Source organism: Trichodesmium erythraeum IMS101, assembly GCF_000014265.1.
Taxonomy (GTDB): Bacteria; Cyanobacteriota; Cyanobacteriia; order Cyanobacteriales; family Microcoleaceae; genus Trichodesmium; species Trichodesmium erythraeum.
This window is the reverse complement of record NC_008312.1, coordinates 4208144-4234909: the sequence shown is the minus strand read 5'-3', so window position 1 is coordinate 4234909 and position 26766 is coordinate 4208144. Positions and strand designations below refer to the sequence as shown.

Genomic DNA, 26766 nt, shown 5'->3' with positions numbered 1-26766 from the left:
AAAAAATTAATCTTATTAAATGAATGGCGATAGTTTTTTTAATAGATATGTTTATTGCTAGTTGATGTTCATAAATTAGAGATATATTTTCCTGAAAAATGAAATATTTTACCTAATGCAATTGATTTGATATCTTCCAATTTTCTCGAATTTTAGAAGAAAAAATACTTGATATTTCTATTATAATACTTATATAAAAAAACAGTTTATTTATATAGCAATCCCATATTGGTCGCAACAGATATAATAGTAAGAATAACAGATCTAAGAAAAAGACAAAAAATGAATATTATAGATAAACTAAATGATTTTATTAATCAAACAAAAGAGTCTAAAGAAATTAAAAGGGCCTTGGCCGTAAAAATGACCTTGTCAGGAAAATCCTACCATGAAGTCAAAGAATTATTAAATGTTTCTCACAGTTTTATTAGTGAATGGAAAAACCAAGCATTATTTCATGGTGTAGAAAGTTTAAGGCTTCAGTATCAAGGGAGACAAGGTTACTTAAAAACGGTCGAAAAAGAGAAAACAATTGAGTGGTTGAGAGCACAAGATTATCTTAGGTTATCAGATTTAAAAAACTACTTACAGGAGCAATATGATGTGGTTTTTGAGTCTAATCAAAGTTACTATAACTTGTTTAAAGAAGCGGGCATAAGTTGGAAAAAAACTCAAAAAAAGAATCCTGCTAAAAATGATGAATTAGTAGAAGTTAAAAGAAAAGAAATAGAGGAATTTTTAGCTAAATGGCAACCAGAAATAGAAACTGGAAAGCTTACAGTGTTTATGATTGATGAATGTCATCTTCTATGGGGAGACATATTAGGTTATGCTTGGGGAAAAACAGATGAAAGAATAGAAATTGCAATTAAAAATGAAAAAGAAAGACAGACTTATTATGGAGCTTTAGACTATAAAACCAAGGAATTTCTTGTGCAAGAATATGAGAGTGGAAATACTAAAAATACTATTGAATTTATTAAATATTTGCAGAAGCAAAGACCGGGCAACAAATTGGCAATATTTTGGGATGGGGCAACTTACCATAACTCTCAAGAATTTCGAGAATATTTAATGACAATTAATCAATACTTATCAGAAGAAGAATTGTTGATAAATTGTACAAGATTTGCTCCCAATGCTCCGGAGCAAAATCCTGTTGAAGATATTTGGTTACAAACCAAAAATTTCAGTATTACTTTTTATCATCTTTGCAGTTCTTTTAAAGTAGTTAAGTGGCTATTTAAGTTTTTTGCGGATGGTCAAATATTCAATTTCCCAAAACTTTTTCAGTATGAAATTTTGCCGCAACCTACTTAGGATTGCTATAATATTTTACCTCTAAATTAAAGTCTTTATACTTTAATAAAATTTTGAACATTTTTCCAAAAATTAGCCATGCTTAATGCAGGTTAAAAAACTGAAATTATTCTTTCTGTATTTCAATCATGACTATGATCTTTTTCATGAAAAAATTAATTTATTGCGATTATTACTGATCTGTTCTATCTGTCGAGATAAAGTAGGTTTATTCTTTTTAAAGCAATTAAATAATCATTATTTTTATTTGTAATTGTAATTAATTCAGTAGTTTTTTTGATAGCAATGTAAATTACTTATGGTAAAAATAGTATTCTTTAGTGAGGAAGATCTTATAAATTATTGAGCTTGGTTAATTTATTAACAATTATGATCCCAATAATTTTAAATTTAAAATTATTCCACTATTGCGATTAAACGATGAAATTATTTTAACAAAATTTTGCTGATTATCGTTCAATTTAGTAACAATATTCCGTAAATTTTTACCATTAATATACACCCACTTTTGTAATGAATCATCCTTAGATAATTATCTTGACTATTCATTGAATTGATGAAGTAAGTCAATAAAAAGCACTCTTTTTTTTCTGCCCTGGTTGTTGAATATAATGGTAATCTTGGATAAATATTAAAAGCTTCTATAATACTTGATAGATTAGCTAAGGTGAAATATCCAATATATTTATGTGATATCTATTCACACAAGGCTAGAAATAGTTATTACTAATATTAACCATTATCCATGTATTTTACACTAATATTTTGGTGGATAATTTACTTTTTTAAGTTTTTTTCAATTAAAATATTTATATACATAATTTCATAAAAAAAACAGTTGACGATTAAAGGTTTTCAGACAAAGTTAAACTATTTTTTCTGTATCTAAAACCTAAAATAAAATAGCCTTGGGAATAAAGGGTAGGTTGACTAATGAAGCTTTTACTCTTAGGTACTTGAATGCTTTAATCTATCCATAGCTTTTGACAGGTTAATTTCATCTTTCTATGCACCAATGTCATATTTGAATATGGAAAGCCGTACATAACTAAAAAAAAGATATTTTAGACTGGGTAGTTGGATATTGATATTATTGTACGGAAACCTTTGATTCATTGCAGTAAAAAGTAAAAAAAGTCTTATGCCAATCAACTATATATTATACATCATACTGAAGAGTTATAATATATTTGACTGAGTTGTTATATTGCCCACAAAGAAGTATCCTCAAACTCTATTATATCCTTGCTAGAGGAAATATGTTTGCTAGGTAATTCCACTCTCAAATAAACATTATGGCTTTAAAATACCTGAGTAGATTATTTGCTCAAATTTCTGGAAAAGTTCCCCTCCGTACAACTTTAATACTACCATTTATAGTGCAAGTATTTGGGGTAGTAGGTTTAATAGGGTATATTTCTATAGAAAATTCTCAAAGAGCTATTAATGATGTAGTTAATCAACTTTTGAATGAACAGGTTGCTAGAGTTGAACAAAATTTAGAAGCTTACCTTCGTGTTCCCCATCAGGTTAATCAAATTAATGCTACTACTATTCGTAATGGTCAATTAGATTTAGAAAATACTTCTCAATTAGAAAATTACTTTTGGCAACAACTACAAATATTTGATGTTCTTGGTTTTACAGGATTAGGATTAGAAAATAAAGTTAATTTGGGGGCCGAAAGACTTACTCAGGATACTCTACATCTGAGAATTTCAACCCAAGAAAGCAATTATATTTTTGAAACTTATTCCACAAATCAATTTGGTGAGCGAGTCCAACTATTAAATAGTATTAAATTCGACCCACGCACTCGACCTTGGTACAAAGCTGCTGTAGCTAGTGGTCAACCTACTTGGAGTGAAATTTATCCTAATACTGCTGGTCTCACTGCTTATCTTGGCGCATCTAAGGCTTTTTATAATGACCAGGGAAAATTGCAGGGTGTACTATTAACAAATATTAATCTATCACAAATTGGTGACTTTTTAGGGAGTCTAGAAATTGGTAAAACTGGACAAATTTTTATTCTTGAGCGTTCGGGAATGTTAGTGGCAACTTCTACAGGAGAAAAGCCTTTTCGTACGATAAATAAAGCATACGGAGCTGAGAGAGTTCAAGCCATTGAAAGTTATAATGATTTGACTCAAGCTACAGCCAAATATTTAAGCACAGAATTTGACTTAAATAAATTAATTAATGATGGAAAATATCTGCAATTTAAGATTAATAATCAACGACAATTTCTTAATATAAAACCTTTCCAAGATCAGTATGGTTTAGACTGGTTAATAGTAATAGTAATTCCAGAAATAGACTTTCTAGATAATATTTATAAACAAACTAAAATCACGATTATACTTTGTCTATTGGCATTAGTTTTAGCAACAGTAATTGGTATCTTAACATCTCGTTGGGTTGTGCAACCTATTTTAAAACTAAAAGATGTAGCTACTGCCTTATCTGAAGGAGAATTTAATCAGAAAATTGAACTTAATCGTGATGATGAAGTAGGGGAACTTGCTAAAGCTTTTAATTCTATGGCTTTTCAATTACAAAATTCCTTTAATTTACTGACAATTAAGAATAAACAATTAGAAAATTTAGATAAATTAAAAGACGAATTTTTAGCTAATACATCTCACGAACTTCGTACTCCTTTGAATGGAATTATTGGGATTACAGAATCATTAATAGATGGGGTAGCAGGAGAATTATCTTCTGAGGTTAAAAATAATCTTTATCTAGTGATTTTTTCTGGCAAAAGATTATCAAATTTAATTAACGATATTCTTGATTTTTATAAACTTAAACATCGCAATATCGAATTAAAATTAAAACCAGTAGGGGTGAGAGAAGTAGCAGAGATAGTAATTAATCTTTCTAGTTCCATGATTGGTACAAAGCCTTTACAAATAATTAATTCTATTAGTTATGATATACCTTTTGTTGATGCTGATGAAAATCGACTTCAGCAAATCTTTTATAATTTAGTTGGTAATGCAGTTAAGTTTACTGACTCAGGTAAAATAGAGGTCTCGGCTAAAGTCTTAGAAAATCAACTAGAAAACTCTAGTAATAACGTTTCTTTATTAGAGATTACTGTTAGTGATACAGGTATTGGCATTCCATCAGATAAATTAGATCAAATTTTTGAATCATTTGAACAAGCAAATGGCTCTACTTCTAGAGAATATGGTGGTACTGGTTTGGGTTTAGCTATTACTAAAAAGTTAGTAGAATTACACAAAGGTTCTCTCTGCGTTTTATCAGAAGTAGGTGTGGGTTCTCAGTTTAAATTTACTATTCCAATCTCTAAAACTCAAGTAGTTAATTTTCCACAAGTTACATTATCTCCATCAATACCATTAGTTACAGATTTTGAACCAAAAAGTAAGGACGTTAAACTACAATATTTAGAAGCAGAAATGGGAGATTTTACAGTTTTAATTGTAGATGATGAACCAGTTAATTTACAAGTTATTAGAAATAATTTGGCTTTACAAAATTATGCTATTACTGAAGCTAATAATGGAATTGAAGCATTAGAAATGATTGAAAAAGGCCTGATGCCAGATTTAATTTTACTTGATGTAATGATGCCTCACATGACTGGTTATGAAGTGGCAAAAAAACTGCGGGAAAAATATTTACATATTGAATTACCCATTATTATGTTAACAGCAAAACCATTAGTTTCTGATTTGGTGGAAGGTTTTGTTTCTGGAGCGAATGATTACTTAATCAAACCTTTTTCTAAACAAGAATTACTTGCCAGAATAAAAATTCATATTCGTCTTAGTAAAATAAGTTCTGCTTATAATCGTTTTGTTCCCCATAATTTTGTGCAATTATTGAATTCTGAGAGTATTGTAGATGTAAAGTTGGGAGATAGTATTAAGCAAAAAATGTCTATTTTGTTCTCTGATATTCGTTCTTTTACAACTTTAAGTGAAAGTATGACTCCAGAAGAAAACTTTAAGTTTATTAATGCTTATTTATCCCGAATGGAACCTGCCATTTTAGATAATGAAGGGTTTATCGATAAATATATTGGTGATGCCATTATGGCTATTTTTATCAGAAAGGCAGATGATGCAGTTCAGGCAGCAATTAATATGTTGAAAAACTTGGCTGATTTTAATCAGGAACGTCAAAAATTATCACAGGAAATGATTAAAATTGGTATTGGTATTAATACAGGAGATTTGATGTTGGGAATTGTGGGAGGAGAGAGAAGAATTGATGGTACAGTGATTAGTGATGCTGTTAATTTAGGCTCTCGCTTAGAAAGTTTAACTAAGTTATATGGAGTGAATATTTTAATTAGTGAAAATACTTTATTGAATCTGGAAGAAGCATATAAATATAATTATCGTTTCCTTGATAAAGTAAAAGTGAAGGGAAAAAAACAAGCCGTTGGACTTTTTGAAATTTTTGATGGAGATCCTGAAGAACAAAAAGAATTAAAAAAACAAACTAAAACTAAATTTGAACAAGCAGTTTTTCTTTATTTTCAACAAAAGTTTGCTACAGCTAAACAAATAATGATTGAAATTTTACAAATCAACCCAGAAGACAAAGTTGCACAATTTTATATTCGGCGTTTTGATGAATCTAAGTTGATAGAAGAATTGAAAGATGGGGAATAAAATAATGGGGTTTAGTTAAGGATTTTTTTTTGGTAATTATGTCATCTGAAAAGCTCATATAATGGCTCTATATATACCTGAATTTTGGTATTATTCAAACTGTATTGGTTAATAAGGAAATATTCCTTAAAGATTAAATATAGATATTTAGATATAGATATAAAATATCTGTAAAATAAATCTAAAATCTGAAATTTTCATTTCTGTTCCTTTTTTTTTAGTACTAACTCTAATTCACTTGATAAAAATTCTATTGATATCTTCCCCAGATATTAGATATGCTTTCCTGCCAAGTCTAAGCCTAAAAGAACTTTGACCTTTCCTAGGATGCTACATGTCATAGTAACAATGCCTCAAAAAATTGTATTCTAAGGATTTAAAGAATATAAGCAACCATTAAAAATGATGATAAATAATAAAAATGATAATAATTATTATATTAGTAAGGGTGTCGCTTGAGCATTGCTAACCGACACCCTGATATTAATGTTGATTTATTTTTAAATTCAAGATTACTCACATAGTTTATATCAATCAATTAAAAAAAATTAGTCATTAGATAAATTCTGATAAATTGCAGATCGTCATAACCACTAAAAACTTAATTGTAACCCTCGCCTAATTTTATGGGAGATGTACAGTATAATAAATTTAGGTTGACAAAATACGTAATTAATTTTGTCTACTTGTTTATTTAATCTAAGAACATAGACATCGCTTTTTATCCCCCTTTAATAATTCGACTTTTTGATCATATTAATATTGATCATATATGTAACAAGTTTAGCTAAATATTTCCCAGGCATGACCCATAGATAACTCACTTAAATTTGAACTTAAGGAGGATGTAAAAGCATATCAATAATTGGAGCTAATTCCAGAACAGATATATTTTAATAAATAGAATAGATAGGGAATATTGAAGAAATTTTCAAGCTTTTTCCTAAATTATTTATTCCTACCTTTTAACTCCTAAATAACTAATAGATTCTCAATTCACAAATATACAACATCAAGTCTCATCAATTGGAGCTAATTCCAGAAAAGATATATTTTAATAAATAGGATAGATAGGGAATATTGAAGGATTTTTTAAGCTTCTTCCTAAATTATTTATCCCTACCTTTTAACTCCTAAATAACTAACAAATTCTTAATTTACAAAGATACAACATAAAAGTTCATCTCCCATAAACAGGAAATTTACATAAATTCTCTTGGGTCAGTAACATATCCAGTTAAAGCTGAAGCTGCTGCTGTATAGGGAGAAGCTAAATAGACTTGTGCCTGTTTATTTCCCATTCGACCAGGAAAATTACGATTAGTTGTAGACACACAAATTTCCGGTTCATTTAATCGCCCAAATGTATCTTTTGGTCCTCCTAAACAAGCGGCACAAGATGGAGCTGCAGGTTCAATACAACCAGCATCTAAAAATATTTCTGAGAGAGTTTTTCCATCATGTTTAATAATAAATAAATCCTCATAAACTTTCTGAGTTGCTGGTACTAAATAAGTCGGAACTTTCACTTGATGATCTTTAATAAGTTTCGCTGCATGAAGAAAGTCAGAAGTTTTTCCTCCAGTACAGGAACCAATATAAACTCGGTCAATTTTAACATCCTGACAGTTACGGGCAAGTTCCTTATTATCTGGAGAATGGGGTTTAGCTACTACAGGTTCTAATTTTGTGACATCATAGGAGCGATCGCTATAAAATTCGGCATTTTTATCAGAATAAAATGACTCAAATGGTTTATCGGTTCTACCCCGCAAATATTCAAAGGTCATCTCATCGGGAGCAATAACTCCATTTTTACCCCCCGCTTCAATAACCATATTGCATAGGGTCATCCGTTCTTCCATGGTCATTTGTCCAACAGTTTCCCCAGCAAATTCCATTGTTCTATAAGTAGCACCTGATACAGAAATATCTCCAATAATTTGAAGTATCAAATCTTTTGCTAATAAATAATTGGGCATTTCCCCATTCAAGATAAAGCGCATAGTTGCTGGCACTTTGACCAATAGTTTGCCTGTACCTGCAATAAAGGCAGCATCTGTATTACCGATACCTGTAGCAAATTCTCCAAAAGCTCCTGCGTTACAAGTGTGGGAGTCAGTACCAAATAGGACTTCTCCCGGACGAGTATGACCTTCTTGGGCCAGGGCTACATGGCAAACTCCTTTGTAGTCTGGGTTGGCTTTGAAGTTTGACCGTTCAATAATGTCGTAGAAATATTTGATGTTTTGTTCTTGGGCAAAGTCTCGCAAAATATCTACGTTGCGGTTTGCCCGTTCGTCGGCAGTAAAAATATAGTGGTCTGGTATCAGGACAATTTTTTCTTTGTCCCAAACTTTGGCATTTTCACCAAATTCTCGTTTGAAAATGCCAATGGTACCAGGACCACAAACATCATGGGTCATTAATACATCAACATTCACCCAAATATTTTCTCCAGGGTTAACAGTAGATTTTCCTGATGCTTTGGCCAGGATTTTTTCTACCATGGTCATTGTCATAAGCGATCGCTCCACTTTACAGTTTATGATTGTATTTTAGACAACTTATAATCAAAAAAATAAGGAAAAAGCTTAAGTATTAATATTACTTGATGTTCGCAGTTTTGAAATCTAGATTTTACAAGGGATAACTGATAATTAAAATAGCGATCGCTTATTCACAAAAAAATATTAACGGGTAGCTATTGAGAGTTAATATGATTATCCCTAAGCAACATTAGGATTATGATTATAAATAGGTATTATTGGAGAAATGATAAAATTGTTGAATGTTGGGTTAGTAAATGTAGGTTAGATATTCTACCTCAATAAACTATTGATAAGAGAAGAAGTAAGAAGAAAGTTGGAAAATCTTTATGACTAATTTAGAAGTTTTTGAGCTCCTAGATGAAGCGTTCAAGGGTTTACTATGGATGAGTGAATTTGATTATCCTTTTGAAGTTTTGAACTGGGAATTGGCTGAAAAAGTTTTACTGGATAATGAAGTTGTTTTGAAAATTACTAGATATTATTTGGATACTTCAATTAAAGTCATAGAATTTGATGGCTTTTTCAATTATAAATTATACTAACTTTTAGGTATAATTCTAAAGAGTATGAGAGGGTTAAAAGATATCAAAAAAATGTTAAGAAAATGCAGCAATATTTAAGTGATTTAAAAGTATATAAAGTTGGTAGAATTGAAATTTATATTGATATAATTGGTAGGACTAATACTGGAAATTATGCTGGTTTAGCTACAGTTTATATTGAGACTTAAATATTAGTTATTATTACCCGTACTAAAGGAAAAATTCAGCTATTAGTATTCAGCTTGAGCGCTTTTCCCTGGTCATACTGCACAAAAAAATACATGAAATTCAAAATTACTAAATAAAGCTTGTCATCTTTTCAGTGTAGAACTTTTAATTATTCTTGGGAGCTAATTTTTCCTTATAGCTGATAGCTGAATACTTACATATCTTCCTCTTTAATTATAATTAGCGATCGCCCTAATCAAAACATCTATATTAAACGTAATCAAATAAATCTAACTTATGACTTCTTTACCTTTCAAATTGAGATATAATTTACCTATTATTTACCTATTATCAACTCGACTTTCGATCACATCTTGAATTTCTTTTGGAACTTTTGAAAGAAAATCATAACCAGTAGAAGATTCAATTTTATCTACAGAAACTCGGTAAGCTTTCCAGTCACTTCTAATTCGATTAGAATTAGGCATATCCACTGCAATAACCCTAGTATTTTTATCAACTCCTCTCACACCAACACCAGATTTTAAAACTACTATAACTTTCCATAACCGACTAGGAATAGTCACCTTACCACCAGCAATATTTCCTTTTTTTCTATACCCTCCAGCAATAATATAAAGCTCATTTCCTGCCTTTACAAGTTCCCGAGAATATTCTTCCAGCTCCCGCCAAGTTTCCCGATTATTATTTGGACTTTGGGGAATTATATTAGTCATTAAAAACGTAGCTGAATTATCATTCTCATTAGCAGTTCGGTCTGCTGAAGGAATTAAATGTCCTCGGTCATAACCACTATTTATATAATTATTAGTTTTAACATGATACCAGTCTTCAGGCAAACTCTCATCTGGGCGAAAATCATCCTGTCTTTCTACATATCCTAACCAAGATTTATTCAGTTGCCAACTCACCCAGTTTGCTATTCCTTTATTTCGGTTATATGACAATACATATTGGGATTTTTCTATTAAATAATTATCTGAATTCTCCATATTAGTTGTGGCATTACTTGGGTTTCCTAAAGTGATATGAACTTTGGGAGATGGTTTTAGGAATAGAGAACATCCACTGCTGAATGTGAGTAAAATTATTATGATTCCTAGATTAATTTTTCGGGGTAATATTAGCATTTTCTCTCTTTTATAATGTTAGTCTTACTAACGTATTGAAGTATCTATATAGAAGATATTTATCAAATAAATATTCAACATAATAGTCAAAACTTTTCTCAATATAATTTGCTATTTATTCTATGTCTGAAGACTTGAAACGACTAAAAGATAACTGATTACAATTATAATTTAAGTCACCCTTTTTTTGCATATTGATAGAGAAAAAATATTGATTAAAGTATTTTTATCCACTTACAATTATAATTTAGGCAACCCTTTTTTTTTGCATATTGATAGAGAAAAAATATTGATTGAAGTATTCTTGGCACAGCAAAATAAGTCAATAATGATTAATTTAGTGGTGCAGCAAAATTAAAAAATATATAAGATTATTCTTGATTTATAGCAACTACTAAATTTATATATTAATATATTAGAAGAATTAAGTTTTATACTTATAGCCTAGAGAAGTACAGGTTTTTATAAGCATTAAAATATTTTTTTCATAAATTAACAAAATTGAAAATAAAGCATAAAAAATATTTTTTACTATACATTTATTTTCTATCTTCGTGAAGATGATACTTAGCATATCCAAATATTAGCAGACAAAAAAATGGAAAGTTTTAAAACTCTTATTTGCTTTAATTACCATCGATTAAACTATTATAATAAATTAATCTCTATCGACCAAAAAAATTAATTATAGCTTACTGAAAAAGTATGTGTTAGTTACAGTAAAAGCCAAGAGTTAGGAGCCAGAATAAATAGAAAATAATTAAAAAGTATCCACATATATTTGTTCCTTGCTGCCATCTGCCATGGTTAGCTAAAAAAAATAATATAAGCTAGCTTTATAGACTGAAAAGTCGCCATTTTTTTCAACAAAAAAAGAGCACTTATCAATATTAGTTAATCATTTGATAGTTAATCAGTAAACCATAATTATCAATTCCAAAAATAAAATTTATTTACCACTATTATAGTATGTGTCATAGAAAGTATCTAACTATTGTAAAAACTAAATTTATAATCACCTACTATAGATAAAAAAAATCACATAAGTTCAGAAGCAGCTTATCAACCTATAAAAAAATATCTCGTAACCTATTTTCAACATAATATAAACTTTAAAACCCCCAATATATTCTTTAAAATAGTTGAAAAAAAGTACATTTTAAAAACATTAATAAAATTCTAAAAGTACTTCTCAAACAACTTCTCATACTTAAAACGATTGAATATTTTATTAAGTTTTTTTATCCAAAAATCAATATCCTAATTGATAAATTCTGCTATCCCCAAATAATTAATTTCTTGAGGAGTAACTATAAATCTACAAGGCAAAATTTCCACCCCTTTAATCATAGCTTCTCTCAAAAGTTTACCATAATCATGATCAGCAACATCTCCAGGAGCAAACTGATAACAATCACCACGATTTATCAAAAACAAACATACAGCTCTTTCCCCTTGTTCAACTACCCCTATTAATTCACGTAAATGTTTTTGCCCTCTTTTTGTAACCGTATCTGGAAATAAAGCAACTCTTCCATCTGCCCAAGTAGTATTCTTAACCTCAAGATAAATATTTTTAGTCTCACTAATTAACTTAAAATCAACCCTACTTTTCCTATCTTTTCCATAAACAACTTCCGTTTTAACTTCATAATAATCTCCCAATTCAGGAAATAAATTTTCGGCCAACGCCAACTTAATAACTCGATTTGGTAAAGCCGTATTAATTCCCACCCAAGTCGGTTCATTATCAGTTACTTCAATTAATTCCCAAGTGTAAGCTAATTTTCGTTTTGGATTATTACTATAAGAAACCATAACATTACTTCCCGGAGTAGAAACTCCAGTCATTGGACCCGTATTTGGGCAGTGAGCAGTAATAATTCCTCCAGACTTTAACTCTATATCTGCCAGAAACCTTTTATAACGTTTAATTAAAATACCTGGTTCAAGAGAAGGATATTTGTAAGAGAATTTTAGTTGATTATTCATAATTATTGGATAACAAATCATATTTATCTTAAGTCTATAAAGTTCAGATAATACAAAAAATCATCCGAACAAAAATTTAAATACTAATATAAAACACAAAAAAATGTTCTAAAGTTCAAACCTTACCATCTCTTCCTTCTCCCTATTAAAATTCCCTATTCCCTAAATTCTCAAAAATAATTGACGCCAAACTGCAAAGCGAATTAGCCTGAGAGGAAAACTAGAATTCCTGATTATTTTTATTTGTAAGAGAATTTTAGTTGATTATTCATAATTATTGGATAACAAATCATATTTATCTTAAGTCTATAAAGTTCAGATAATACAAAAAATCATCCGAACAAAAATTTAAATACTAATATAAAACACAAAAAAATGTTCTAAAGTTCAAACCTTACCATCTCTTCCTTCTCCCTATTAAAATTCCCTATTCCCTAAATTCTCAAAAATAATTGACGCCAAACTGCAAAGCGAATTAGCCTGAGAGGAAAACTAGAATTCCTGATTATTTTTATTTGTAAGAGAATTTTAGTTGATTATTCATAATTATTGGATAACAAATCATATTTATCTTAATTCCATAAAGTTCAGATAATACAAAAAATCATCCGAACAAAAATTTAAATACTAATATAAAATACAAAAAAATGTTCTAAAGTTAAAACCTTACCATCTCCTCCTTCTCCCTATTAAAATTACCTATTCCCTAAATTCTCAAAAATAATTGACGCCAAACTGCAAAGCGAATTAGCCTGAGAGGAAAACTAGAATTCCTGATTACTTTTATTTGTAAGAGAATTGTAGTTGATTATTCATAATTATTGGATAACAAATCATATTTATCTTAATTCCATAAAGTTCAGATAATACAAAAAATCATCCGAACAAAAATTTAAATACTAATATAAAACACAAAAAAATGTTCTAAAGTTCAAACCTTACCATCTCCTCCTTCTCCCTATTAAAATTACCTATTCCCTAAATTCTCAAAAATAATTGACGCCAAACTGCAAAGCGAATTAGCCTGAGAGGAAAACTAGAATTCCTGATTATTTTTAATCGTAAATATTTACCAAAAAGTAAACGCAATATACCTTTCAATCTCCCCTGAAATCTTTCCCTAAATAATCTCCATATTTTAAACTTATCCCTACCAGCATATATTGGCATAAAAGCTAGTCGATCATAAAGAATGTCAGCTCTATGAACTCTACTTAAACCATAACGATAATGTTCTAAATTAGGTAATCCTCCATGTTCCCCATAATTCCGAAAAGGAACAAAATTTTGGAAACCTCTACCTCTTAAAAATTCATCAATAGTAGAATCCCATGTTGAATAATTATTAGTTCCAGAATTCAGACGAACTTCATTTTCTAGTTCAATTAATTCGAGAGCTGATCGTGGTGTAACAATATAAGCCACTGCAGAAGTTGAAAAACCTTGAGCATAATTTTCATCAGAAACACTATAGATTTGAGGAGCACAAGTGTAAAGCCAAGCTATACCAACATTATAATTTTCTAAATTGAAAGGTAAAGGTAATAAACCAAAGTTTATGACAGGAACAAAGTCAGCCTCAATAATTAAACTTGATTTCTCTTCTTCACTTGCTTTTATCCAAGCATTTTTATGGTTAAGAAGAGTCAGATAACTGGGAGAATAACTTTTATATTCTGGCTCATATTTTTGCCTAAGAAGTTCATAATTAAAACCTTGTTCCTGTAAAGTTTTTTCTAGAATTGTTGTATCTTCTTTATAAGCAATAATGAACACACCAGAAATACTACATTTTAAGCTATTTTTATTTGACATATACATATATACTTAAATAATTTTATCAATTGAATTAATAATATGAATCAGAGATTGAATGTATCAAAAAATATAAAAAATAAGATCATAAATAGAGAATAGGGGAAGACATAATTATTTTTCACCCTAAATTTAGGAGTCTAAATAAACATACCCCCGCACCCATAGATTGATTTAGCTTTCTAGACTTGTTCCAGCTTCAAGATTTAATTACTCCACAAGTTCTTGACAAATCATAACTCTTAGAAGACTATATGACTTAAAATTTTAGTTAAATCCTAAAAAATAGAAAAAAACTTATCTACAGTTTCCTATGACTTAATACTGAAATCTTAACTAAACTTACTTGAAAATACATCACTATTTTTAGCTATATCTGGAATCATAATTGTGTCTGAATCAAAATCACAAAAAAACTCTCGTTCCCTAACAAAAATAGCTGGCATTGTAGCAGTAGCCACATTAATCAGTAAAATATTTGGCCTCATACGTCAACAGGCCATCGCCGCAGCCTTCGGAGTCGGTGCAGCAGTAGACGCCTATAATTACGCTTACGTCATCCCCGGCTTTTTATTGGTCTTACTAGGAGGAATTAACGGACCCTTTCATAGTGCCATAGTAAGTGTCTTAGCAAAGCGCGATAAGTCAGAAGCAGCACCACTAATAGAAACCATCACAACCTTAGTCAGTGGAGTCTTATTGTTAGTCACAGTTAGTCTGATTTTTTTTGCCGATCCTTTAATTGACCTAGTAGCACCAGGTTTAAGCCAAACAACAACAGGTCTAAAAATTCGAGCGATCGCCATCCAACAATTCCAAATTATGGCCCCAATGGCTTTACTAGCAGGACTAATAGGCATTGGTTTTGGCGCCCTTAATGCTGCAGATATATATTGGCTACCTTCTATTAGCCCATTGTTTTCTAGCATAGCTCTCATTGGAGGAATTTTTATACTAGTCTTCCAGCTAGGAGAAAACATTACTCAACCAGAACATGCCATGATAGGAGGCATAATTTTAGCTTGGAGTACCCTCATCGGAGCAATATTACAATGGTTAATTCAAGTTCCCTCATTGTGGCGAGCAGGTTTAGGAAAATTACGTTTCAGATTTAATTTTCGCAACCCAGGAGTACAAGAAATTACCAAAGTAATGATACCTGCAACTTTGTCTTCTGGAATGTTACATATTAATGTTTATACAGACTTATTTTTTGCTTCTTATATTCCCCAAGCTGCCGCTTCCTTAGGTTATTCTGGTTTATTAGTACAGACACCTTTGGGAATTATTTCTAATGTAATTTTAGTTCCATTTTTACCAATATTTTCTCGATTAGCTGCACCAGAAAATTGGCAAGATTTAAAATATCGAATTCGGCAAGCTTTAGTATTAACAGGAATTACAATGTTGCCTTTAAGTGCAATTATGGTGACCTTAGCTTTGCCTATTGTCAGGGTAGTTTATGAACGTTATGCTTTTGATTTATCCGCTTCAAAATTTGTCGCTTCTGTATTAATAGCTTATGCAGTAGGAATGTTTGTTTATTTAGGAAGGGATGTTTTAGTCAGAGTTTTTTATGCTTTGGGAGATGGAGAAACTCCTTTTAAAGTTAGTGTATTTAATATTTTTCTGAATGCCCTCTTAGATTATTTGTTGATCAATACTTTTGGTGCTCCTGGTTTAGTATTAGCAACGGTGGGGGTAAATTTAATTTCAATGGTAATTTTTCTCTGGTTATTAGATCAAAAATTAGGGGGTTTACCTTGGGGAGAATGGTTGATACCTTTTGCTGGTTTAATTCTTGGAACTTTGGCGGCAAGTTTTGTTTGTTGGAGTGTGCTTTATGGGTGTCAGTTAGTGTTGGGAAGTGAGGGATTTTTTGTGCAGTTATTAGAACTTGGTTTAGCAAGTTTTTCGGCGTTAGGTATCTTTGGTTTGATAGTAATGAAAATGAATTTGCCAGAGGTTGATATTTTTATTAGTCGAATTAGACAAAAATTGAGAATTTGACATCCCCTTTAGTTTAAGGTTACGTTCCATCCGCAATAGTCAGAAATTTCCGAACCAACCCCAAAATTAGAGTGCTTAAAAAAATGAATTTACTGTTGCTCTATCCGCAATAGTTAGGAATTTTCCACCAACCCCAAAATTAGAGTGCTTAAAAAAATGAATTTACTGTTGCTCTATCCGCAATAGTTAGGAATTTTCCACCAACCCCAAAATTAGAGCGCTTAAAAAAATGAATTTACTATTGCTCTATCCGCAATAGTTAGGAATTTTCCACCAACCGCAAAATTAGAGTGCTTAAAAAAATGAATTTACTGTTGCTCTATCCGCAATAGTTAGGAATTTTCCACCAACCGCAAAATTAGAGTGCTTAAAAAAATGAATTTACTGTTGCTCTATCCGCAATAGTTAGGAATTTTCCACCAACCGCAAAATTAGAGTGCTTAAAAAAATGAATTTACTGTTGCTCTATCCGCAATAGTTAGGAATTTTCCACCAACCGCAAAATTAGAGTGCTTAAAAAAATGAATTTACTGTTGCTCTATCCGCAATAGTTAGGAATTTTCCACCAACCGCAAAATTAGAGTGCTTAAAAAAATGAATTTACTGTTGCTCTATCCGCAATAGTTAGGAATTTTCCACCAACCGCAAAATTAGAGTGCTTAAAAAAATGAATTTACTGTTGCTCTATCCGCAATAGTTAGGAATTTTCCACCAACCGCAAAATTAGAGTGCTTAAAAAAATGAATTTACTGTTGCTCTATCCGCAATAGTTAGGAATTTCCCACCAACCGCAAAATTAGAGTGCTTAAAAAAATGAATTTACTGTTGCTCTATCCGCAATAGTTAGGAATTTCCCACCAACCGCAAAATTAGAGTGCTTAAAAAAATGAATTTACTGTTGCTCTATCCGCAATAGTTAGGAATTTCCCACCAACCGCAAAATTAGAGTGCTTAAAAAAATGAATTTACTATTGCTCTATCCGCAATAGTTAGGAATTTTCCCACCAACCGCCCAATTAGAGCGCTTAAAAAAATGAATTTACTGTTGCTCTATCCGCAATAGTTAGGAATTTTCCCACCAACCGCAAAATTAGAGTGCTTAAAAAAATGAATTTACTGTTGCTCTATCCGCAATAGTTAGGAATTTTCCCACCAACCGCAAAATTAGAGTGCTTAAAAAAATGAATTTACTGTTGCTCTATCCGCAATAGTTAGGAATTTTCCCACCAACCGCAAAATTAGAGTGCTTAAAAAAATGAATTTACTGTTGCTCTATCCGCAATAGTTAGGAATTTTCCCACCAACCGCAAAATTAGAGTGCTTAAAAAAATGAATTTACTGTTGCTCTATTTACTTATATGACTGATTACTGCTCTATAAAACTGATACAAAGCTTCACATAACCTAACAAATTGATGTTTACTTCCTACCTCAACTGAGGTCGTCAGCGTTACTCATCCATAAGCATTCACAGGCGAGCCCACCGAATTTCTTAAATTTATACTAGGGTTTAAGTATCAATAAAATTGACAAACAAAAGTTAGGACAAATGAATTTTCCTTAAACTTAAGAGCATATCCTAAACATAACCACAGTTGGAGCAAGTCTTTGATGACAGAAACATAATATAGAACATTACCAGTGTAGAACCGTACCATTGACATTTATATCCTAGCTATCTGCGAAATTCATAAAATCCTTGGTCATCTATTGATTTCCCTGCACGACATAAAAAGCTACCTTTCTATGTAGTTCGGCTATCTTAAGTTGTGCTTTTCAACTGTTAGCAGAACCTATCTGTTTATTACAACTTAGGTATTGTATTCTAGATACTTTAGCTTCAAATCTTATTAAATAATTCACACTTTCACATACTTTAGCAACACTTAATTTAGCCAAATTTTTCAATCCTAAATATACACTAACTACATCAGTTTTTTTAGTGTAGTTGTGCATCAAATTAATAGCTAAAGCTAAGATACCAATCACCTACTTATCTACTAATGGTAATTTATTTTGTAGTTACCTCTGCCGGGGTTCATAAGTTTTAAAAATACAAATAAAAGATAATTTGTAACTCCATCCGTTTAATTATATTAGTTTTCTGCAACTATCAACAGTAAAAGAATCAGACTTACATTTTTTATTAAATCTTGAATACTTACCCAACCATTATTTGCGAAGAATTCCGAACTAAAAGAAGCTCTTAAATGCTTCAGCTAAGTAGACAAAAGCGTATTGATACACTTTAGAATAAAACTTTTTCATCCAAGGTATTAGTGGTTTTTTGTGATTAATAAAAACCTCTCTGAGTTGACCGACATTGATTCGCGCACCATCTTTATGTACTGCATTCAGTCAAACTTAATCCCAGTTATAACACCATCTGCTATAACCTGTGTTTTGAGCATCAAGCTTTTCTGCTTATTATTTAGTTTAAGCTTAGTTATGACAGATTTTATTTATCAGTATTAGCAATATAATAGTATGCTTTTTAAGCTATTAAATCGTTATTTTAGGATGAAATCAATACTCTCCAATGTTCAAAATAGCCGACATATTTCCATCTGCTAATAAAACAAGGTAAATATCATTATTTGTCACAACAACCTTTTGAACTTTAATTGTTTTAACTACAATATTTGCATCAATCTCAGGAGGTAATTTTATCTTCCGAATATATTCATTAGCCTCATCTTTTGCTCGACTTAATTGTTGGTCTAAAGGAAAAGAAAGACGCTCTTCAATTTTCCGAAGTAAAATAGGTTTCAAAAGCAAATCCGCAGTCAATATTAAAGCATTTTTCGTATCAACATCATAATCAAGTTCAACCACTTTAAGATAATTAGAAGCTTGATCATAGAAAATATTACCCCAAAGATACAATACTCCTTCTGCCTCCTGAAGAAAACTATTTTTATCAGCCTTAAAATCAACTTTAACAAGAATTTTTTCACCCAATGCAGACAAATTAATTTCCTTAACAATGAGTTTCAGATTTTCATCAATAGACAAAGAGTTACCCCTAACTTTAGAGCGAAGAGTATTATTCAATTCATCAAGAGAAACTTGCACAGGTAAATTGATTAAAAATTTATTTATTATCTGCTCTTGAATAGTCAGATTAGGTAATGGTTTAAAATTAATAGCAAGAGCTTCTTTGCATATACAAGTATCCACAAGCATCCTAATCCCAATTCCAGACTGAACATTTTTACCATCAGTCAAATCAAACTCCTTAAAGCTAACACTTTGTGGCTCAGTTTTAATCCAAATTGAAGGATCTTGATTGACCTTTTCCGACAAATGCAAATTATTCCATTGTTTTGTTACTTCTGCTTTTAAGTTTAACTTTTCAACAAGTTTTGCAATTAATTTAGGCTTCTCTTTATTAATAGCTTTATCTACCTGTTTTTGCAAGATACTACGAATACTAATAGTACCAATATTTTTTATTGGTACATCTGCTTTAGTTAAATTAGTCCGTACATTTAGATTAGGTTGAATATTCCATTCATTATCAATTCCTAAAGCAAGATCACCAAAAATTGTACCCACAATATCTGTACGCGTACTAACTGGAATACTAGTAAAACCTAAATCAACTTTACCCTTTATTCTTGCAGTACCTGATACTGGTACTGAAAAAGTTATCAGATTATTTCGAGTACCAATAATCAAATCTTGGCGATTAATTTTATAGGTAAGCTTATCATTAGAAAGTAAATCTATAGGATCAGCTTCTGTACCCATAAATGTCTGGGGAATATTCAGATTTAATGCTTTCTCAACATTAGCCAAAGGAATTTTTACAGGCAGACTTAATGTACTTTCACTACGTTCAGATTCTAATATATTAGCTAACATCAACTCCAGGCGTTTCGGTTGAATATCTATTCCTGTAAAAGTCGCCATCGAAGAAAAAGTAATAACAATTAGCACGAATATCATTAAAATAAAAAAAAATATTATTCGTGGAATAAAGAAGATTTTCATTTATTTTATTTACCATAGACTTGAAATATAGAAACTTGGCTTTCCGCAATAAAGTCATAAACTGTGAGCTTGAAAAATTGGGAAAATATGAGAATAATTTTTATTATTCCCTGCTCCCTTTTCCCTTCCTGTTTACTGTAACTATATTCTTTGAAGCAGCCATAAAATACAAAATAAAAAACGATTAACATTTGACAAAACAGAACATTTTCAAATCAAACACTTTCCTTCCTTGTTGAATATTAGTACCCTTCTCAAAAATATGTTAGAAATAGTATTAAACACTTATATAGTAATCATTTAACATCTAATCAACTTGTTTCCTAGCATATCTAGTTTTGAGCCATTTTCAACAATAGCTGTGTATTTTCCTTACCCCAAAAGAGCAATGATAGGTATTTTTATCCTTGAAAAAAGTCAAAGCACCAATATTAGCTTATTAGCTAAAAATCAAAAGTATTCTGAGTGGAAAAACTCAAAAAGTTAACTTGTCTGTACTATATAGAGAAAACTGCCAAAAATTATGACAAAAGAAACATTCGACTTTGTTATCCCCCTCTACAAAGTGCGTTGGAATACCCAAGCTGTCCTAGAAGGAATTAGTCATCACTACAAACCTCAGACTATCCACATAATAGCCCCAAAAACCGAAGTTCAATTATTAGAACAGAAAGTTAAAGAATGGCAAGTTGCTCCAGTTTCTGCTCACAAAGAAGAATACTTTTTTCAAAATCATGGTCTAACAAAAGAAGCAATTTGTTCAGAACTTGATTTAGGTAAATCACTTTATAATCCTGGTTGGTTTTATCAGCAGTTATTAAAACTTGGTGCTTACGAAGGTATTGATAACCTAAGTGAATGGTTTGTTGTTTGGGATAGCGACCTACTTCCTGTTAATACTTGGCCACTCATCAGTAATCATCAAGAAACTACACAACACAAATTTGCCCTTCTGCAACACAATCAATATGGTAATCCTCATATTGTATCCAAATGGGCTGAATGGATTACTTCCGTACTTGGGGTTGAACCACTTACAGACCAGGAAGGTACTTTTGTTCCACATCATATGTGGTTTAAAAAAGAACATTTAGAATCATTTAAAAACCAAGTAAAAAGCTATTTTCAATCACAGGAAAACTGGTTATTACTCATGATGCGCTCTGCTAATCAATTTGAAACCTTTAGTGAATACTGGTCTTACATTTCATGGGTAGCAGCAAAAGCTCCTGCTGACCTAGCTTTTTATCCATACGAAAATTACGGAGCTACAACTGAGCGATTTTTTGATGATGGTACTGGCCTATTTTCTGCTGCATTGAGAAATTATCAGTCGAAGATATCTGATGGAGCTCCCTTTTCTGTTTCTTACAAAGAAATAGAATTATTTATTAAAGAGAAATATGAATCAGATTCTCTTCCATCCTCTTTATCTTTTGAAAGTAACCCACGACATCTTAAAAAGGATCGAAAGAATATGCATATTGAAGAAATTTGTTCTCGTTGGAATCCTCGCCAATCTGAAGTATAACTATGTACAAACAAAAATAGAGTTCAAATTTAAGTTTTACTATCATTGTAGACTGCATGGTCTTAACTCTTGACAATAAGTACAAAATCTAGAATAGTAGAATGGACTTGTCACTTTATAGCTGAAACAATTCTCAGAATCTTTGTTATTTAGGAATTGTAACTATTAAAATCAAAAATATTTAGCATTATTTTTATGTCTAAGTTTGAGCGATTTATTTCATCTATTTAGTAACAACTTTATTAATTATTGGCGATAGTAACTCATTTATGAAAATAGCTAAACTAAAGAAATTTGTCAATTCTATAATTCAAGAAAGAAAATACAGTTTGATAATCAGAGAGCGTATTAAACAAATTCCTATAATTCAGGAAATGGATCGTGTTAGGGAAAGTTCTCGATATCAAGAACCAAAAAATTTAATTCCTTTTGGGTGTAAGATATACTCACAAACTGATGAAGATGGAATTATCAGAGAAATATTTAGAAGGATTGGTGTAACAAATAAAATATTTGTAGAATTTGGCATAGGTAATGGTTTAGAAAATAATACTCTTTCTCTGCTTTTTGATGATTGAGAAGGTTTATGGATTGATACTTCTTTAAATTATATCAAGAAAATCAGAAAGCATTTTACTAAAATAATCACTAAAGGACAATTAAAACTTATTCAATCATTTATTACAAAAGATAATATAAATGAATTGATTTACTCCCAGATAAAATCCAATGAAATTGATTTATTGTCAGTTGATATTGATGGAAATGACTATCATGTTCTCAGCGCAATAACCTGTATTAAGCCAAGAGTAATCATAATTGAATATAACGCTAAGTTTAGACCGCCAATTTTATTTTGTATGGACTATGATGAAACACATACTTGGGAAAAAGATGATTGCTTTGGAGTTTCATTGAAGTTTCTAGAGATAAATTTAGAGAAAAAAGGTTATTGTCTTGTAGGCTGTAATTTATCTGGAGTCAACGCATTTTTTGTCAGAAAAGACCTTGTATCTGATAAATTTTTAGCTCCTTTTACTGCTGAAAATCATTATCAACCTCCAAGGTATTATTTTTCTGGATATTTTGCTGGTCATCCTGCGACATATAAAACCCTGGCGAAATCCCTAACAATGCGTTAAATCAACTATTTATATTTTCCTATTTAAGTTAAAAGTTAAAACAAAAAAAATAGAGTATTAAGATATAAAGTATATGTCAACTATTATAAATATCCCTACATTAATGTTTTAATTCTAAACATTTATAGAAGTCGCCATAGAATAGCAGAAACTATAATTTTTGTGTCCAGTATTGCTGAGAAATTATTTCTCAACCTCTCAAAAATATTTCGTCAAACCTATCTCCTATCTCCTACCAGGACATAGGCTTATTAACCCCAATTCTCTTATATGGAATAGTTGTGGAAAGAGCTAGGTTTTTAGGAATGAACAATCCCACGCAGTACTTCTCAAACAGCCTTTGAAAAATTAACAGACCAATTGCAATAATTAAAATTCATCCTATTTTTAAACTATTGAAAAGTTTATAGAGATTGTTCAGATGAAAACTCAAAATTCTTCTTGGTATTCCATAGTAGATGGCATAGTATATCCTCAATTTGTTACCGAAGAAAAAGTAAATACCATACTGACTCGCTTCAAAACCAGAAATGAGGATATTTTTTTTGTTTGTTATATAAAATCTGGATCTACTTGGCTAAAGCAGATCCTTTTACTTTTAAATCATCAAGGCAATCAACCTAATTTAAATATGATGGAAGCTTTTTCCAGGCTAGAGTTTTGTTTGTCTCCATGTCTAGAGCCTGCTCAAAAACGTTCTTACGAGTATATTTAATCTCTCCCATCTCCTCGAATCTTAACTTTTTATGGCCGGCCTCATTTAACACCCGAAGGACTACCGAATACAAAATACATATTTCTACTCAGAAACCCTAAAGATGTTGCTGTTTCTATGTACCATCATTTGAGAAGAAAAAAGAGTATATCTTATCAAGACAATTGGAATGACTTTTTTGAATTATATTTATCAGGTCAGGTACATTATGGAAGTTGGTTTGATTTTCACTTGCATTGGGAAAAATTTTTACCATCTCGTCAACAAGTCTTATATCTTACATACGAAGAATTGAAAAAAAATATCAAAACTTGTCTGAGCCAATTAGCAGCTTTTTTAGAAATCAAAGTGTCTGCAGAAGTTATAGACAAAGTAGCAATTGATAGTAAATTAGAAGAAATGAAAAAAAATGATAAAGCTGATTGTAATTGGATGAGAATTAATCAAAATGAAGCTCCACATTTAAGAAAAGGAATAGTAGGAGACTGGCGTAATTATTTTACAGAGGAACAAAATCAGCATTTCAATGACTTATATATAAAAAAGATGTCTGGTTCTAAATTTAAAGATTATTGGGATGAATCTATCCTAGGAATTACCCGAGAAGATTAGTAAATGAATAGAAGTAGAAAAAATACAGCCCATTCAGTAGTTTATGAGGTACAGTTCCGCTAAATTTCTCTTGTAAAATATCTAAAACCAGAGCAAATCAAAGTATCAGTCACAAGTCTGGCAAAGATACACATAAAATTGAGGGTTATACCTATAGTTTTCGTGAGTTAGTTAAGCAAAAAAATATCAAAATTTTTCAATCTCAACTAGCCCAAGTTTTAGATACTCTAGTTCAATTAAACTTATTTGATATTTCTGAAATATTTACGGAATTTAAACAATTATCTAAAAGCACTAAACGTAAAAAAAATTGATAGTTTACATTTTGAGTAATTAAGTTTACTCGAATACTTTAGAGGAAAGTAATTTATATGCTGGTTGCTTTCCTTTCACCACGATCATCAAAAATTAAAGTGGGAATCTCCAGCAATTATTTAAGATGAATTTTGCAACAAGAATGAATAGCTTAGGCGGAGATGCTGCAATTGAAGTTTTTACTAAAGCAAAACAATTAGAATCTCAAGGTCGAAATATTATTCATTTAGAAATAGGTCAACCTGATTTTAAGACTCCTAAAAATATTCGCGAAGCTGCTTTCCAAGCTATGAATGATGGCTATACAACTTATACTCCAGCAGCAGGTTTATTAAAGTTACGAGAAGTCATAGCAGAACATATTTCTCAAACTAGAAATATATCAGTTAATTCTGATGAAGTAGTAGTAATGCCAGGAGCAAAACCAGTCATATTTTTTACTCTTTTAGCATTAATAAATTCAGGAGATGAAGTGATTTATCCAAACCCTGGATTTCCTGTTTATGAATCAGTAATTAATTTAGTGGGAGGGAAACCTATTCCATTACCTTTGTTAGAGGAATTAGATTTTCAATTTAGTATAGATAATCTAGTTAATTCTATTTCAGAAAAAACAAAATTATTAATTATTAATTCTCCCCATAACCCTACTGGTAGTGTGTTAACTCCTGAGTATTTAGAAGCCATAGCTAAATTAGCAGTTAAACATAATTTTTATGTTCTCTCTGATGAAATTTACTCCCACTTAAACTACGACTCAAAATTTACCAGTATCATCAGTTTTCCTAGTATGAAAGAACGTACAATTTTATTAGATGGGCACTCAAAAACTTATGCTATGACTGGATGGCGTTTAGGTTATTCTATTTCTCCCAAAGCAATAGCAGAAAAGTTAGATAAATTGATGTTAAATTCTAATTCCTGTGCTTGTTCATTTACTCAAATAGCTGGCATAGAAGCCATCAAAAATTCTCAGGAGTTTGTCAAAAAAATATTCGCAGAATTTAAACAAAGACGTGATGTTATTGTGGATGGTTTAAATTCTATTTCAGGTATTAATTGTCGAAAACCAGCAGGTGCTTTTTATGCTTTTCCAAATGTGAAACAATTACCAATAAGTTCCAATAAATTGGCAGATTATTTATTAGCTGAAGCTGGAGTTGCTTTATTACCCGGAACTGCTTATGGAAAATTTGGAGATGGATATTTAAGGTTGTCTTATGCTAATTCTATTGAAAATATTCGCGAAGGTATTAGTCGGATAGAAACAGCGATCGCTAAACTATAGCTACCACCTTTTACTTATAAATTTCCCCTGAAACTTTTCCAATAAAATATCCGTAATTTCTGAAAAACCAGCAGATTATTTATTAGCTCAACTTGGAGTTACCTAAATTTATAAATAGATATTTAAGGCTATCTTATCCCAAGTTTTATCAAAAATATTAACTCAAATATAACTCAGATAAAAATAGCGATCGCCAAACTATAGCTACCACCTTTTACTTATAAATTTCCCCTTAAACTTTTCCAATAAAATATCCGTAATTTCTGAAAAATCAGCAGATTATTTATTAGCTCAACTTGGAGTTACCTAAATTTATAAATAGATATTTAAGACTGTCTTATCCCAAGTTTTATCAAAAATATTAACTCAAATATAACTCAGATAAAAATAGCGATCGCTAAACTATAGCTACCACCTTTTACTTATAAATTTCCCCTGAAACTTTTCCAATAAAATATCCGTAATTTCTGAAAAACCAGCAGATTATTTATTAGCTCAACTTGGAGTTACCTAAATTTATAAATAGATATTTAAGGCTGTCTTATCCCAAGTTTTATCAAAAATATTAACTCAAATATAACTCAGATAAAAATAGCGATCGCTAAACTATAGCTACCACCTTTTACTTATAAATTTCCCCTGAAACTTTTCCAATAAAATATCCGTAATTTCTGAGAAACCAGCAGATTATTTATTAGCTCAACTTGGAGTTACCTAAATTTATAAATAGATATTTAAGACTGTCTTATCCCAAGTTTTATCAAAAATATTAACTCAAATATAACTCAGATAAAAATAGCGATCGCTAAACTATAGCTACCACCTTTTACTTATAAATTTCCCCTGAAACTTTTCCAATAAAATATCCGTAATTTCTGAAAAACCAGCAGATTATTTATTAGCTCAACTTGGAGTTACCTAAATTTATAAATAGATATTTAAGGCTATCTTATCCCAAGTTT

Annotated in this window: 15 protein-coding genes and 2 pseudogenes; 11 read left to right on the top strand and 6 right to left on the bottom strand. The window is 30.7% G+C overall.

Features of this window, described 5'->3' with window-relative positions; all coding sequences use genetic code 11:
* The first annotated feature begins 282 nt into the window (after positions 1–282).
* Together TERY_RS13085 and TERY_RS13080 are read left to right on the top strand one after the other, a co-directional pair.
* The gene (locus TERY_RS13085; RefSeq protein ID WP_011610086.1) at positions 283–1320 is read left to right on the top strand and encodes an IS630 family transposase; all 1038 of its coding nucleotides are present in this window, start codon (positions 283–285) and stop codon (positions 1318–1320) included.
* Between the two features lie 1295 nt (positions 1321–2615).
* Entirely contained in the window at positions 2616–5975 is a 3360-nt protein-coding gene (locus tag TERY_RS13080) for an ATP-binding protein (RefSeq protein WP_011612275.1), read from the top strand.
* A 1202-nt stretch (positions 5976–7177) separates the two neighbouring features.
* Here the strand turns inward: TERY_RS13080 and TERY_RS13075 are convergent.
* Complete coding sequence (locus TERY_RS13075; RefSeq protein WP_011612274.1) at positions 7178–8497, bottom strand: 3-isopropylmalate dehydratase large subunit; 1320 nt, start codon at positions 8495–8497, stop codon at positions 7178–7180.
* A gap of 356 nt (positions 8498–8853) precedes the next feature.
* Between TERY_RS13075 and TERY_RS13070 the strand changes: the two genes are divergently transcribed.
* Both TERY_RS13070 and TERY_RS27990 read left to right on the top strand, forming a co-directional pair.
* Positions 8854–9069: a nuclease A inhibitor family protein gene (locus TERY_RS13070; protein WP_044136798.1), complete on the top strand. Its 216-nt coding sequence runs from the start codon at positions 8854–8856 to the stop codon at positions 9067–9069.
* Positions 9060–9257 carry a nuclease A inhibitor family protein gene (locus TERY_RS27990; protein WP_081432451.1) on the top strand — a complete coding sequence of 66 codons (198 nt, stop codon included), beginning with the start codon at positions 9060–9062 and terminating at the stop codon, positions 9255–9257. The genes TERY_RS13070 and TERY_RS27990 overlap by 10 nt, the downstream gene beginning before the upstream one ends.
* A 321-nt stretch (positions 9258–9578) precedes the next feature.
* Here the strand turns inward: TERY_RS27990 and TERY_RS13065 are convergent, their stop codons facing one another.
* The 3 genes from TERY_RS13065 to TERY_RS13055 all read right to left on the bottom strand — a co-directional run bounded on the left by TERY_RS13065 (position 9579) and on the right by TERY_RS13055 (position 14195).
* Entirely contained in the window at positions 9579–10388 is an 810-nt protein-coding gene (locus TERY_RS13065) for a DNA/RNA non-specific endonuclease (RefSeq protein ID WP_011612273.1), read from the bottom strand.
* Positions 10389–11648: 1260 nt separating this feature from the next.
* Entirely contained in the window at positions 11649–12401 is a 753-nt protein-coding gene (sfsA, locus tag TERY_RS13060; RefSeq protein ID WP_011612272.1) for a DNA/RNA nuclease SfsA, read from the bottom strand.
* Positions 12402–13358: 957 nt separating this feature from the next.
* Positions 13359–14195, bottom strand: a complete 837-nt coding sequence (locus tag TERY_RS13055) for an LPS biosynthesis glycosyltransferase (protein ID WP_155994417.1) — start codon at positions 14193–14195, stop codon at positions 13359–13361.
* Positions 14196–14585: 390 nt separating this feature from the next.
* On the opposite strand from TERY_RS13055, the gene murJ reads away from it, so the two are divergent.
* Entirely contained in the window at positions 14586–16205 is a 1620-nt protein-coding gene (gene murJ / locus TERY_RS13050) for a murein biosynthesis integral membrane protein MurJ (RefSeq protein WP_011612270.1), read from the top strand.
* 1579 nt (positions 16206–17784) lie between these two features.
* Here murJ and TERY_RS36935 read toward each other — a convergent pair.
* Together TERY_RS36935 and TERY_RS13040 are read right to left on the bottom strand one after the other, a co-directional pair.
* A pseudogene (locus TERY_RS36935) lies at positions 17785–17868 on the bottom strand (hypothetical protein); the annotation flags it as partial.
* Between the two features lie 863 nt (positions 17869–18731).
* Positions 18732–20147, bottom strand: coding sequence for a DUF4403 family protein (locus tag TERY_RS13040; protein WP_196797028.1), 1416 nt, complete (start codon positions 20145–20147; stop codon positions 18732–18734).
* Between the two features lie 577 nt (positions 20148–20724).
* Here TERY_RS13040 and TERY_RS13035 point away from each other — a divergent pair.
* From TERY_RS13035 to TERY_RS13015, 6 genes and pseudogenes are all read left to right on the top strand, one after another.
* Complete coding sequence (locus tag TERY_RS13035) at positions 20725–21732, top strand: DUF6492 family protein (RefSeq protein ID WP_011612268.1); 1008 nt, start codon at positions 20725–20727, stop codon at positions 21730–21732.
* 269 nt (positions 21733–22001) lie between these two features.
* Entirely contained in the window at positions 22002–22310 is a 309-nt protein-coding gene (locus tag TERY_RS35095; RefSeq protein WP_196797026.1) for a hypothetical protein, read from the top strand.
* Positions 22311–22436: 126 nt separating this feature from the next.
* On the top strand, positions 22437–22874 hold the full coding sequence (locus TERY_RS35090; RefSeq protein ID WP_196797024.1) for an FkbM family methyltransferase: 438 nt from the start codon (positions 22437–22439) through the stop codon (positions 22872–22874).
* A 421-nt stretch (positions 22875–23295) separates the two neighbouring features.
* Entirely contained in the window at positions 23296–23589 is a 294-nt protein-coding gene (locus tag TERY_RS13025) for a hypothetical protein (RefSeq protein ID WP_044136792.1), read from the top strand.
* Between the two features lie 15 nt (positions 23590–23604).
* Positions 23605–24201: pseudogene (locus TERY_RS13020) on the top strand (sulfotransferase domain-containing protein); the annotation flags it as partial.
* A gap of 439 nt (positions 24202–24640) precedes the next feature.
* Entirely contained in the window at positions 24641–25804 is a 1164-nt protein-coding gene (locus tag TERY_RS13015) for an aminotransferase class I/II-fold pyridoxal phosphate-dependent enzyme (RefSeq protein ID WP_011612267.1), read from the top strand.
* Positions 25805–26766 lie beyond the last annotated feature (962 nt).